The 13710-nt window shown below is 27.2% G+C and carries 16 protein-coding genes; 11 read left to right on the top strand and 5 right to left on the bottom strand.

Going from position 1 to position 13710, the window contains the following annotated elements; all coding sequences use genetic code 11:
* The first annotated feature begins 94 nt into the window (after positions 1-94).
* From OW729_RS08650 to OW729_RS08615, 8 genes are all read left to right on the top strand, one after another.
* Entirely contained in the window at positions 95-385 is a 291-nt protein-coding gene (locus OW729_RS08650; RefSeq protein ID WP_268061090.1) for a YciI family protein, read from the top strand.
* Positions 386-492: 107 nt separating this feature from the next.
* A complete protein-coding gene (locus OW729_RS08645; protein WP_407647653.1) occupies positions 493-999 on the top strand; it encodes a GNAT family N-acetyltransferase in 507 nt (168 codons plus the stop codon).
* An 87-nt stretch (positions 1000-1086) separates the two neighbouring features.
* Positions 1087-1632, top strand: a complete 546-nt coding sequence (locus OW729_RS08640; protein WP_268061089.1) for a GNAT family N-acetyltransferase — start codon at positions 1087-1089, stop codon at positions 1630-1632.
* 139 nt (positions 1633-1771) lie between these two features.
* The gene (locus OW729_RS08635) at positions 1772-2392 is read left to right on the top strand and encodes a hypothetical protein (protein ID WP_268061088.1); all 621 of its coding nucleotides are present in this window, start codon (positions 1772-1774) and stop codon (positions 2390-2392) included.
* A gap of 116 nt (positions 2393-2508) precedes the next feature.
* Positions 2509-3603, top strand: coding sequence for a GerMN domain-containing protein (locus OW729_RS08630; protein ID WP_268061087.1), 1095 nt, complete (start codon positions 2509-2511; stop codon positions 3601-3603).
* A gap of 384 nt (positions 3604-3987) precedes the next feature.
* Positions 3988-5091 (top strand): TlpA disulfide reductase family protein, encoded by a 1104-nt coding sequence (locus OW729_RS08625; protein WP_268061086.1) that lies wholly within the window; start codon positions 3988-3990, stop codon positions 5089-5091.
* Positions 5092-5126: 35 nt separating this feature from the next.
* Positions 5127-5267, top strand: a complete 141-nt coding sequence (locus OW729_RS08620) for a CD1871A family CXXC motif-containing protein (RefSeq protein ID WP_268061085.1) — start codon at positions 5127-5129, stop codon at positions 5265-5267.
* Positions 5260-6099 (top strand): 4Fe-4S binding protein, encoded by an 840-nt coding sequence (locus OW729_RS08615; RefSeq protein ID WP_268061084.1) that lies wholly within the window; start codon positions 5260-5262, stop codon positions 6097-6099. Before OW729_RS08620 ends, OW729_RS08615 begins: the two co-directional genes overlap by 8 nt.
* A 113-nt stretch (positions 6100-6212) precedes the next feature.
* Here the strand turns inward: OW729_RS08615 and OW729_RS08610 are convergent, their stop codons facing one another.
* The gene (locus OW729_RS08610) at positions 6213-7184 is read right to left on the bottom strand and encodes an MBL fold metallo-hydrolase (protein WP_268061083.1); all 972 of its coding nucleotides are present in this window, start codon (positions 7182-7184) and stop codon (positions 6213-6215) included.
* Positions 7185-7447: 263 nt separating this feature from the next.
* Here OW729_RS08610 and OW729_RS08605 point away from each other — a divergent pair, with 263 nt between their 5' ends.
* A complete protein-coding gene (locus OW729_RS08605; RefSeq protein ID WP_268061082.1) occupies positions 7448-7900 on the top strand; it encodes a YjbQ family protein in 453 nt (150 codons plus the stop codon).
* Between the two features lie 179 nt (positions 7901-8079).
* Here OW729_RS08605 and OW729_RS08600 read toward each other — a convergent pair whose 3' ends face one another.
* Positions 8080-8619 carry a superoxide dismutase family protein gene (locus OW729_RS08600; RefSeq protein WP_407647652.1) on the bottom strand — a complete coding sequence of 180 codons (540 nt, stop codon included), beginning with the start codon at positions 8617-8619 and terminating at the stop codon, positions 8080-8082.
* A gap of 273 nt (positions 8620-8892) precedes the next feature.
* Between OW729_RS08600 and OW729_RS08595 the strand changes: the two genes are divergently transcribed.
* Both OW729_RS08595 and OW729_RS08590 read left to right on the top strand, forming a co-directional pair.
* Entirely contained in the window at positions 8893-9243 is a 351-nt protein-coding gene (locus tag OW729_RS08595; RefSeq protein ID WP_268061081.1) for an SdpI family protein, read from the top strand.
* On the top strand, positions 9240-9710 hold the full coding sequence (locus OW729_RS08590; protein WP_268061080.1) for a methylated-DNA--[protein]-cysteine S-methyltransferase: 471 nt from the start codon (positions 9240-9242) through the stop codon (positions 9708-9710). The genes OW729_RS08595 and OW729_RS08590 overlap by 4 nt, the downstream gene beginning before the upstream one ends.
* A 196-nt stretch (positions 9711-9906) precedes the next feature.
* Here OW729_RS08590 and OW729_RS08585 read toward each other — a convergent pair whose 3' ends face one another.
* The 3 genes from OW729_RS08585 to OW729_RS08575 form a co-directional block, all read right to left on the bottom strand.
* A complete protein-coding gene (locus tag OW729_RS08585; RefSeq protein ID WP_268061079.1) occupies positions 9907-10995 on the bottom strand; it encodes a GerAB/ArcD/ProY family transporter in 1089 nt (362 codons plus the stop codon).
* 137 nt (positions 10996-11132) lie between these two features.
* Positions 11133-12215 (bottom strand): GerAB/ArcD/ProY family transporter, encoded by a 1083-nt coding sequence (locus OW729_RS08580; protein ID WP_268061078.1) that lies wholly within the window; start codon positions 12213-12215, stop codon positions 11133-11135.
* Positions 12208-13683 carry a spore germination protein gene (locus OW729_RS08575; RefSeq protein WP_268061077.1) on the bottom strand — a complete coding sequence of 492 codons (1476 nt, stop codon included), beginning with the start codon at positions 13681-13683 and terminating at the stop codon, positions 12208-12210. The genes OW729_RS08580 and OW729_RS08575 overlap by 8 nt, the downstream gene beginning before the upstream one ends.
* Positions 13684-13710: the final 27 nt, after the last annotated feature.

Raw genomic sequence — 13710 nt, 5'->3', positions numbered from 1 at the left:
AATATATTTTAAGAGTAGATTATTTATAGTGTTGCAATTAACATAAGATATATTTAGATTATAAAATTTAAAACACTTTTAGAGGAGAAATATAATGTTTATTTTATTACTAAAATATATAAAATCAGTAGAAGAAGTTGATAAAGAATTAGAAAACCATATTAAATATCTAGATAAGTATTACTCATTTGGAAAGTTTATTTGTTCAGGAAGAAGAAATCCAAGAATAGGTGGAGTGATTCTTTGCAAATCCGAAAGTAAAGAAGAAGTTAAAGATATAATCAAGGAAGATCCATTTTATGTTAACAAAATTGCAGAATATGAAATAATAGAATTTTTGCCTACAAAATATGTAGAGGGGTTTGAAAGTTTTATAAACGTATGATGTTTCTATGTTGTGCACTAAAGGAGGGAAGTTTCCTCCTTTAATTTTATATTTGTATCAAAACATTAATTAATAGTAATTAAGTTAAAGGAGGAGTAAGTATCCAGATGACGATTGATACTAAGCTGAATGATTTCAAGTTAAGATTTGCAGAAGTAAAGGATGTTTCAATAATTTTAGAGTTTATAAAGGAATTAGCAGATTATGAAAAAATGTTGAATGAAGTTGTAGCAACAGAAGAAATCTTAACAGAATCTTTATTTGAAAAAAGAATAGCTGAGGTTATCATTGGTGAGTATAAAAAAGAACCTGTGGCTTTTGCGTTGTTTTTTCATAATTTTTCTACATTTTTAGGAAAACCAGGTATTTACTTAGAGGATTTATATGTTAAGCCAGAAATTAGAGGAAAGGGTATCGGAAAGATTATGCTCTCTTTTCTTGCTAAATTAGCTGTAGAGAGGAACTGTGGAAGGTTGGAATGGTCTTGTTTAGATTGGAATGAACCATCTATTGAATTTTATAAACAAATGGGTGCAATTCCAATGGATGAATGGACAGTGTATAGAGTACATAATAAGACATTAGATAAATTGGCTATGAAATTTAATAATTAATAAAATTTTAAGTATGATAAGCAAAATAATAAAAAATATTTGTAAATGACATAGGATAAAAAGTCTAATAGCAATACGGAGGAGATTATGGATAGTAAGATTAAACAATTAGATAAAGAGTATCAATTGCTTTTATTGACAGAACAACATATTCGTACATTATATAATTGGAATATTGAAGAAGAACACTTTGAATATTACACTTGCCGACCTTTAACATCACATAAATCATTTAAAGAATATGCCTGTAAAACATTAAAGTCAATTTTAGGAAAAAAATCAAAAATCTATGTATTGGTAAAAAAAGATAATTGGAATATACCTTTAGGCAAAATAACTTTATTTGATTTAAATCTAAGAAACCATAGTGCTGAATTTGGATATTATTTACCTAAGAATAATAGAGCCAAAGGGTTAGGTGGTATTATGTTGAATAAGTTCATTGAAGTAGCTTTCAAGGATTATGAACTGAATTTAAATAAGATATACGCAACCACATCTTCAAATAATTTCCCTTCAATAAAACTTTTAGAGAGATTTGATTTCAAATTAGATGGAAGATTGAGGGAACATTATTGGATTAATGAAAACAAATATGACCAACTTATTTATTCAATGCTAAAACACGAATAAGTTTAGTTTTAAACTCATAATTTGAAAATAACATAAACATATATTATAATGTAAAAACACTAGGTTATTATTATATATATTATCGAATTGTTATAGCATAACTTTAAAAGATTGACTTACAGTGGGGAGAGAGTTTATTATGGGGAAAAGAACCAAACTAAAAACAGGTGTAATTACACTTTGTATGACAGCTATTATTATAGGTGCTATAGGCAAGAAATATTATAAGAAAAAAATGGATGAGAATTTAAAAGAGCCGCTAAAAGAAATTTGTTTAGAAACTATGAGAAATACTGAAATTAGAGATGGAGAATTCCGCATAAATATGCCAAGAGCTATTTCATATTCTGAAGAAAAATTAAAAGAATTTTTTAATAAAAACAAAGATAAATATAAAGATATATTTGGAAAAGATATATTTGAATATGATAGTTGTTTATTTTTTGTACATGATAATGACGAGAAAATATATCTTCAGTGTTTTTTCAGTTTAAGAGGTAAAGCACAGTATTGTTTAGGAAAAACTTATGAGATTCGAACAGAAACATATAAGTGGAAAGATAATATAAAAACTTTTGAAATGGATAAAAAGATAGCTGAGGAAATTAATAAAAAATCAAACGTAAAAAATTTAAAGGAAAAAGATATTGTAAAGATGCCAGGTAATACATGTGCAATAGTGAGGAAAAAACAAGGAGATAAAATTATACTAGAGATGTTGAAGTGGGACTACAGTAAAATGATAAATTATTTTAAATAAAAATACTTCATATATTTCAATATTAGTGGTAATATTTTAATAAGGAAACTTTTACTATACTTGTGTTACTGAATACTTTATAAGTATAAATAAACTTATATTAGGAGGATATAACAATGAAAAAACTAATTCTATTAATTACAATACCTCTAGTATTATGTAGTTGTGGACAGAAAAGTGTGAAAAATGAAAATAATACATCAAATAAAACAGAGCAAGTTCAAAGTGATGGTAATACAAAACAAGTAGTGAAAGAAGAAGTAAAAGAAGAAATTCAAGGAAAAGCTTCTGACTATTATCCTTTTACTAAAAATACAGAATATAAATATGAAGGGACAGGTAGTGAATATGCTTCTAAAGATATTTACCCAGACTTCATTGAAGATAATAAAATGCAATTAAGAATAATAACCTCAGGAACAACTTCTGTAAATATTATAGAGAAAACCGAAAACGAAGTATCTTTGGTGTATTCTAAAGGAGAAGTTTATCATAGAGAAAATTGTATTCAAAAAGAATTCAAAGGGAATAAAGATATTTTGATTAAATCACCGATAAAAGTAGGTAATATATGGACTACTTCTAGTGGAGATAAGAGAAGTATTACAGCAATTAATAAGGATATAGAAACTAAGATAGGAAAATTAAAAGCTTTAGAAATAAAAACAGAAGGAAAGAATGGTACAACTTTAGATTATTATGTTAAAGATATAGGACATGTAAAGTCCATATATGAAGATAAACAAAATAAAGGACTTAAAGTAATAACTGAAATAAAAGAAATTAATAAAGATAAAGCAATAACAGAAGAAATTAAGTTTAATTATATAAAATCAACAGACACAGACTTTATTAGAAAGACTCAATATATAAATGTTAATTTCAAGACTAATGAAGATATAAGAAAAGTATTTGAAAAAAATCTTAAAAACCCACCAGTGAAAGGGTTAATACCTTGTTTTACTAAGAATGTAAAGATAAATGAAATGGGAATAAAAAATGAAGGTAAGATTTCATATATTGATTTGTCACAGGATTTTATTAAGGATATGAATGCAGGAGCTAGTTTAGAAGGTGATATACTTAACTGTGTTGCTTACACTATAGGAAATTACTATAACACAAGTGAAGTTTTGTTAACAGTAAACAATAAGCCTTATGAATCTGGTCATATAATTTTTAAAAATGGAGAAACGATTAAATTAAAATAATAGAATCTAAGAAACTAGTTGATAACTAGTTTCTTGTTTTTTAAATAATTTTATAAATAGGGTTTTTGGTTTCAGGTAGAGTTTTATTCCAGCTGAAAGTTATTAACAGAGTTCTTAGAAGTCGTTATTAGGGAAAACCGTTATCCAGGGCGTGCTATTCTAATACCCCCATTTTCTTTAAAATAGGAGTATTAGAATGGTTAGAAATCGAATAAAGTATAGTAAATTAAAAATTCTAAAGATGTTAACAAATAAGATAAAATTTATCAAACTTACGATATTGTAAGTTTATTATCATATTTTGTAAGGTAAAGGAATAGATTAGTTAGCAGTTATGAATTATAATTACATATGATATAAATAAGTGACTTAAGGAGTGGTAATATGAAAAGAAAATTTTTATCAGGAATTATAGTTTTGGCTCTATGTTTCTCTGTAGTAGGATGTGGCAAAACTTCAAAAGATAAAGCAGTTGAAAATAAAACTAATACTGAACAAACGCAGAAAAAGAATATTGATAGTGAAAAAATAGTTAAATTTGAAAGCTTTGGAATAGAGTACATACTTCCTGATTCTTGGTTAAAGGCTTCAAAAAGCAATACTCTTGGACCAGAACCATGTGGTGCTGGAGAAGAGGATAAAAAAAGAGAAGTGTTTGGTGAAGTTGGATTTGCATTTATATCAAAGGAAGATGTTAATGAATTACAAGATAAAATGAAAAAAGTAAAGACAGAAGAAGAGCAGATGAAAGTGGTTATGGATCTTCAAAAAAAGAGTAAAAAGTTATTAAATATAGTTATTTTCAATAAAGATAAGGCAACAAAGGCAGCAAAAGATAAGATGTTTGCTGATTTTAAAAACCATGATAAATTAGGAGAAAAAGGTAATTACGAATTCTATTTCTTATATAATGATCAATATGATGATAAGGGGTTATCAGATAGTTCTAAAAAAGAATTTAAAGAAATATGTGATTCAATTAAAGAGTTTAAGAATTCAATAAAAATTTCTATAGCAGTAACTGAGGAAGAGAAAATTAAAAATAGTGGAGTTAAAAATATTGGAGATATTAAGACTAAAGATATTCATGGCAAAACAGTAGATAAGAGCATTTTTAAAGAGAACAAATTGACAATAGTAGATATATGGGCTACTACTTGCGGTCCTTGTGTTCAAGCTATGCCTGAACTTCAAAAATTACAAGAAGAATTAAAGAAAGATAAAATAAACGTAATGGGAATTGTTATTGATGCACTGGATGAGGAAACTACAGAAGTAGCTAAGAACATTGTTGAGAAAAAAGGTGTAAAATATATTGATATAGTACCAGATGAAATTTTGAAGAATGGTATATTAAAAACTATAACAGGAACTCCAACTTTTATATTTGTTGATAGTAATGGCAATATAGTAGGCAAACCAATTATTGGAGCTAATATTGAAGCTATAAAGAAAGAAGCATTAGATTTAGTAAAAAATATAAAATAAACTTAAAGTAAAAATATATAAAGGGTGAAAATAGTATGGGCAAAAGGAAAGTGGTAACTTACGGTATTTTACTAGGAAGTATATGCCTCATGGGTGTTGGAATATATAGAAATGAAGTGAATACAGTTTTAAAAAAAGCGGTTAATATATGTTTGGAGTGTATAGGAATTGGATAAAAGGACTTTAACTCAAATAATTGCAACTGTAGCAACTAATGCTAATATAAAAGGTTTTTTTGAAGGAAGTATATTTAAAGGTAATTCTAAAAAATTGTGTGTTCCAGGATTAAATTGCTATTCTTGTCCAGGAGCCTTAGGATCATGTCCTATAGGTTCCCTTCAAGCAGTAATAGGAAGTATAAAATATAATTTTTCGTTTTATATAGTTGGATTTATGTCTTTAATGGGTGTTATATTTGGTAGATTTATTTGTGGATGGCTATGTCCTTTTGGATTTATTCAAGATTTATTACATAAAATACCATTCCCTAAAATCAAGGTTAATAAGAGAGTAAATAACTATTTAAAGTACTTAAAATACATTATTTTATTAGTATTTGTAATAATGCTTCCTATGTTTCTAGTTAATGATGTAGGGATGAGTGATCCTTATTTTTGTAAATACATTTGTCCTGCTGGAACACTAGAAGGTGGAATACCCTTAGTATTAATGAACGAATCCTTGAAGGCTACTGTTGGATTTTTGTTTAAATGGAAAGTTACCATTTTAGTGATTACTGTTTTACTTTCTATTGTTATATATAGGCCGTTTTGTAGATATATTTGTCCTTTAGGAGCATTTTATTCTTTATTTAATCCTATAAGTTTCTATAAATTAAAGGTGGACAGGGATAAATGTACTATGTGTAAGGCGTGTTCAAGAAAATGTAAGATGAATATAGAGGTTTATAAGAAACCTAATAGTATGGAATGTATAAGATGTGGAGAGTGTGTGGGAGAATGTCCTACAAAAGCAATTGAAAAAGGTTTTTATATTAAGTCTAACTAATTTTAAATAAAATAAAAGTAGAGCTGTCAAAATTATTTTAAGATAACTCTACTTTTATTATTTGCTCATGTTTTAAAAGAGTATCAACAATCTATTAAAACATAGTCAATTAATTATTTTAATTTATAATATAAGATTCCATTTTCTTCTGTTCTATCAGCTTTCCCAATAGAATATAAATGCTCTAAATGAGACATAGCTTCTCCTGATGCAAACCATTTCTGAGGGTTAGGAAAGTCTTCCCATGTATCATACTTTAATTCCCAATGCATATTAGCAGCGGTATCTCTTACTGACTTTTTATCATCTTTTATTATTTCCATAATTTCATTAAGACGAGCATCATGGTGGTTTAAAAGTTCATGTATCCTTTCCTTGTGATCAGCTACAGTGCTTCTATGAGCTGAAAAAAGATGTTTTATATCGTATTCATGTACTTTTTTCAAACTGTTGAAATAAACAGATAATATATCTTGTTCAAATCCCCAAAAAGCTATATTAGGAGTTATTTTGTGTAATATGTGATCTCCACAGAAAAATAATTTGTGGTTTTTTTCATATAAACCTATGTGTCCTGGAGTATGACCTGGAATATTAACTACTTCAAAAGAGTAATGACCAATATTTATTGAATCACCTTCATCAAGAGATATAAACTCAATAGGTTCTTTGGGACAATATTTATATCCTGGGTGGTTATCAAAAGATACATTGTCTTTTTCAAGATCAAATAGTTTTTTATATCCTTCAAATTTGTCCCAGTAAGCTTGTCCTGCCATTTCATTAATCATTTTACCGTCAATTTTACCAGCATATATTTTGGCACCTTCTTTATTTAAAGCAGCAGCAAGACCAGAATGGTCTGAATGTAAATGAGTAACAAGCAAATCAGTTTTATTAAGGTCTATACCTAGTTCATTAATACCTTCCATGAATGCATTTCTACATTCTTCAGTATTAAATCCTGAGTCTATGATTAAATTTCTGTCTTCTGACAGAATAATATAACTATTAATCGCTCTTAAAGGATTTTTAGGTAAAGGAATTTCTTGCATATAAATATTAGGATAAACTTCTACAACCATCTTATCACCCTTATCGTAAGTATTTTTATTGCGTTTTTATTAAATTAACTAAAAAATATTTTAACTTATTATACCAAAAGCATAACATAGTGACAACTATATACTAGTGAATGGTAACTGGATACTAATAAGTAAAATGGGATTATTGTAAATTGATTATAGTATGCTAAGAAGCAGTATAATAAAAGATAAAGAGCTTTGATAATTTTTTATGAATTGGTATAATATCATTAGTTTAGCAAGCAATAGAGGAGGTTATTTTTATGTCAGTACATACAGTTATGAAACAATATAATACTAAAGCACATATGGGAATGATAGATGTAACAGAAGATTTTCAAGGTGCTATTGATGAGGCTTTGAATGTTAAAGATATCAAGAATGGAATAATTACTGGATTTACGACAGGAGGAGTAGCAGGACTTACAACTTTAGAGTTTGAGCCAGGAATTGTATATAATGATTTAAAAGCAGCTATGGATATTTTTTCTCCATATATAGACGAAACTGGAAGAGTAATTCATTATAAACATCATGATACATGGCATGATGATAATGGTTCAAGCCATATAAAAGCAGCTCTTTTATCACCATTTATAACTATACCTTTTGTAAATGGAAAATTAACTATAGGACCTTGGCAAAACTTAACTTTAATAGAGTGTGATACAAGAGACAGGGTTCGAGAGATAGTATTTCAAGTAATGGGAGAATAGAATATCAGTAACCAGTATCCAGTAATTAAATAACATATCATGGGAAAATATTAGTTATTAATTGCTAATTTCTAAAAGAACAAATATAGGTGAATTTATGAATATAGTTGATAGTAATTGGAGATATCAATTAAAAGGTTAGTTACTGGAATTGGTTACTAGTTATTAAAAATTAATATTTATTGAATAGAAACAATTCCACAAGCTAGTCTTTTACCTGAGTTACCAGAAGGTTGAGTTCTATAATCATCAGGATTTTCATGTATTACAACTGATTTACCTATAATATCAGATACCTTAAATTTATTTGTAAAAAAACTCATTTTGGCAAATCCATCATTAGAAAATAATACTGGGAAATCTCCAGCGTGGTTACCATGAGGTTGATTTGTTGGATTATAATGTCCTTTTGCACAACTAAAAGGATTATTAGGATCTCCAATTTCACAACATCCTTCACTATGAAGGTGGAATCCAAAAGGTCCAATAGGTTGAGTATCTTTTGTACCAGGCTTAAACCTAGGAAGTCCAGTTACTTTTACGAAAACCTCAGTACCATAAGGTACATCTACAAAATACACAACTCCTTTGAGATTTGGGGCCAAAGGGCCTCCTTTTAAGATTGCTGTTGCATAATTCTCAGATGGCATTTGAGAATGTCTCATAAATTGGTTTGTATAAGGGCAGTAGTAAGGTGAAAAACCATAATTAAAGTACATATTCTAATCCTCCATGTATAAATTCTATTTAATTTTATGATAGGAGTATAGTATTTATTAACAACTTATTATGATAGTTTTATACAGCATATCACTAATATTAACTTTTAATGGTAAAAATGGATGAAAAATATTAAAAAAATTAGAAAAATATGTTATTATATAAATATAATGTTAATTAAAGGTTTATTTTAAATTTAAAAATATTTTTATTATATTAAATAAATAATTTTTAAAATATAGCCTAATATGATATGCTAAGGAGAGGTTTTTATGCCAATACTTACTAATTCCTTCATAGGAATAATATTTATTGTTGTGGGGGTTATGTTCAAGTTGTTTCCTCCAAATCACACAAATAGTATATATGGATATAGATCTCCATTTTCTACAAAAAACAAAGAGGTCTGGGAAGAAGGTAATCGATTTTCTGCACTTATGATGATAGTTGGTGGTACTATAAGTGTAATTTTTTCAACAATAGTTACCATTATATATAAAAACAAGGTAAATACGTCAAAATCAATATCTAATTTATTTTCTATGATAATAGCTTTAGGGTTAGTTTTATATACTGAAGTACATTTAAGAAAAATATTTGATAAGGATGGAAAGAGAAAATGAGTAAAACATACAGAGTTTACTATGATTCACCTATTGGAATTATAGAAATAAAAGGAACAGAAGAGGTTATTTTATCAATCATGTATGTTGATGAATCAAAGCCTAATGAAGAAAATGAATTATTAATAAAATGTTGTAACGAATTAGATGAATATTTTAAAGGTAAAAGAAAAGATTTTACAATAAAAGTAAGTTGGAATGGTACAGAATTTCAAAACAAGCTGTGGAATCAACTTACAAAAATACCTTTTGGAAAAACAGTTACATATAAGGAAATTGCACAATTCATAGGAAATCCTAAAGCAGTAAGGGCAGTTGGAAATGCTAATGGGAAAAATATATTAAACATATTAGTACCTTGTCACAGAGTTATTGGATCTAATGGCAGTTTAACTGGTTATAGTGGAGGTATTTGGAGGAAAGAGTGGCTTATTAGACATGAAAAAAATATAAATGATATTAATTGATTGAAGCAATTTAATAAAATTTAAGTATAATTATATAATAAAGTGAGTTTATGTGAAAAATGATTAAATATCCCCTAGGTAAAAATTATATTATTAATTTCCCCTAGGGATATTTAATGTCTTCTTTAAAAGTATGTAGTTTAAAAGTAGATGTTTTTTATTCATTAAATTATATTTATTAGATTACATTATATAATCATCTATATTTTTCAGTACTATTTTTATAGTTACTTTTAAAGAAGGTAACTATAAAGGTTATTATACACCAAATAAAGATTAATATTAACACATAATTGAATATAGGTTTTAATATTTTCACCATAAATTCATTACTTATTATGTTTATGATACTTAGCAATAAAACAAAAGGCATACCGATATAAAGGGTCTTTTCATAATTTAAATTAAACATTTTTGATAGACAATAACACATAATAAATTGTTCAATTGAAAGAGTTAACAATATTGATGTACTCCAAATTATCATAAAAAAGGAAGTAAAGTCGGAGAAAATAGCAGGACGTACAAGTTTAAACACAAATAAAAGTGAATAGTCCGTTTTAGAAGTTAACGTCCATCCAAAAAAATATACTGTTATGGCAGTTATAAAAGTATATATTAGAGTTACGATTAAAGCAGGAAATATATTATGTTTTGTAGTATTTTTTCTATTTGAAATAGAAGCAAATAGAAAAAAACTTATTTCAGATCCACCATAAGCATTAAAGCTTGTTGGTATAGCAGAAACTATAGCTTTAGCATTTTCAAAGCAAGGCATTAAATGGGTTTTGTTGCCAAAACCAATATCTAATAAAGGAAGAAATAGTAGGGGTACTGTAAAATAAAGAGAAAGTTCACATAAACGGCCTAATGTAGTTAGCTTTTTTGTAGTTGTATACATTGTTATTAAAATTATTAATACTAATATTATGATACTAGGTATGTATACAGATATAGAAAGTTTTAGGATTTTTATATATCCACATATTATTAAAGATTGAGATAAAAAAGCGTTTATTAAAAATATAAGTAGCAACAACTTACCTAAAAATTTTCCATATAAACTTTCTAATATATATGAAAAATCTTCATGATACATTTTTTTATCTACATAAGAAGCAACAAGTAGCATTAAAAGAGGAAATATGCCTGATATTAAAACGGATATCCAAGAGCATTGATGAGCTTTTTTACTAGTTTCAGATGCTAAAGAAACTATTCCTACTCCTATAAAAGAATTTAAGATAATAGCAGTATATTGGTTATGTGTTATTTTATTTTTCATTTTTATATTCCCCTATTTTTAAAGATATTTTATGTAGAGTTAAATGGATAATGTTTTTAGATTTTATCTCAATATTACATTTCTAAAATAACACTTTCCATACTTAATATTTATAATTATGAATAAAACATTCGCATTTACATTTCCTTACCTTGTGTTTTTCTAGTTTTAAAAAAAGTAACTATAAAGGTTACTATACACCAAATAAAGATTAATATTGATACATATGTATATAAAGGTTTTAATATCTGTATCCTAAAGTCTTTATTCATTGTAGTTATGAGACTTAGTAATAAAATTATAGGGATGTTTATATAATTAGTTTTTTTATAATCTAAATTAAATATTTTTGATATACAGTAGGACATCATAAATTGTTCAACTGATAAGGTTATTAGTATTGCTGTACTCCAAATTATCATAAAAAAGGAAGTAAAGTCAGAGAAAATAGCAGGACGTACAAGTTTAAACACAAATAAAAGTGAATAGTCCGTTTTAGAAGTTAACGTCCATCCAAAAAAATATACTGTTATAGCTGTGATAAAAGTATATAGTAGGGTTACCATTCCAGCAGGAAAAAGATTATGTTTTATAGTATTTTTTCTATTTGAAATAAAAGCAAATAGAAAAAAGCTTATTTCAGCTCCAGAATAAGCTTGGAAGCTGGCTGGCATAGCAAAAATAATTGCTTTAGCATTCTCAAAATAAGGCATCAAATAGGTCTTGTTTCCATTATTAATATATAATAAAGGAACAAATAGTAAGGGCAGTGTAAAGTAAAGGGAAAGTTCACATAAACGGCCTAATATGGTTAAGTTTTTTGTAGTGGTGTACATTATTATTAAAATTAATAATAACAATATTAGGATACTAGGAATGTATACAGATATAGAAAGTTTCAGTACTTCTATGTATCCTGAAATTACTAGGCACTGCAACAAGATAGGATTTATTAAAAACATAAATAAAAATATTTGTCTAAGAAACTTTCCATATAAATTTTCTAATATATATGAGAAATCTGCATGATTCATTTTTTTATCCACATAAGATGATATAAGTAGTATAATAAGAGGAAATGTTCCTGACATTAAAACTGATATCCAGGAACATTGATGAGCTTTTTTACTAGTTTCCGATGCCAAAGAAACTATTCCTACGCCGATAAAAGAGCTTAAAATAATAGCAGTATATTGATTGTGTGTTATCTTATCATTCATTTTTATTCCCCTTATTTTTAGTAAACTTGAATAAATTTTGTCCTTTATTTAAATCATTTAAAGGACCTCTTATAGCTGAATCTTCTAAGTGGCTACCTCTAATAGGGGCAAAAGGAGTAAAATAAGGTATACCAAAAGAATCCATACTTATTAAATGCAAAAATAAGAAATACAAACCTAATATTAAACCTAAAAAGCCAAATAATTTTGTTAATATAAGCAAAGGAAACCTTAAAAACCTTATGGACAAGGTAGCATCATAATTAGGTATTATAAAGGTTGAGATTACATTTATAGATACAATAACAAGGGTTACATTACTAACTAAGCCAGCTTTAGTTGCAGCTTCTCCTAAAACTATACCACCCACAATACCTAAGGTTTGACCTATTGGAAAAGGAAGACGTAATCCTCCCTCTCTTAAAAATTCAATAATAAGCTCCATAGACAAAACTTCTAAAAAGGGGCTAAGGGGTATTCCAAGCCTAGAGTTTATCAGTATCTTAATTAAAGGTAAGGGTAATAATGCGGCGTTATATTCTAACAAAGTTAAGTATACTGGTGAAATTGTAAGTACGATAAAAGTGGCCAAAATTCTCAATATTCTTATAAAGTTTGCAAGAGGAAGCTCATCTGAATAATCTTCTACAGATTGGAAAAATTCTATAAAAACTGCAGGTACTATAAGTACTTGTGGGCAACCATCCATCATAATAGCAACCTTGCCATGAAGTAAGTCTGAAACTACTTTATCAGGTTTTTCAGTTGTTTTTGATTGAGGCAAAATGTTTAATTTTGTAGTTTGAAAGCATTGAGCAATATAGTCTACGCTACCAAGATAGGGTAAACTTATAGATTTAAGCTTTTCTCTAATTTGATTTAGAAGCTTATGGTCTACAATGTTATCTACATACATTAAGAGCACGTCTTTTTGACTATCGATTCCTAATACATAGTTTTCTATTTTAAAGTAATCATTTTTAAATCTTTGTTGTAAAAGAGCAAGGTTAATCTCTAAGCTCTCAATAAAAGAATCCTTACCGCCTTTTATAGTGTTTTCTATATTTGATATAGTGATGTTTCTATAGCTTCCTCCTGTAGTATTGCAAATAAGGCATGAATCATTATTATCTATTAATATTACGCATTTCCCATGTTTTAAACTATAGCAAATGGTAAGTAACTCTTTAACTATTTTACAATCATAACAAGATATATATCGTTCAGAAATATATTTAGGAAGGTTGATGTTGTTTTCTAAGTTTTCCTCTATCTTAAATAAAAGAGGATAAATTATTCCTTGTTCAATATAATCCTGATTTGCAAGTCCGTTTATATATAAGAGTGTGCACTTTATATTTCCTTTTAATACTAAATCTCTTTTTACAAAATTAAAATTTGAAGGTATTTTAGATGAAATTAAGCTTATATTGTTTTTTAGATTTTCTGTTAATATTGATTTTTCCAAAATAACACCTCCTGTAGTTAGTATCTA

The organism is Clostridium brassicae (assembly GCF_026738875.1).
GTDB lineage: Bacteria > Bacillota > Clostridia > Clostridiales > Clostridiaceae > Clostridium_H > Clostridium_H brassicae.
Note: the sequence above shows the minus strand (reverse complement) of the source record. Positions and strands in the feature narration are given on the sequence as shown.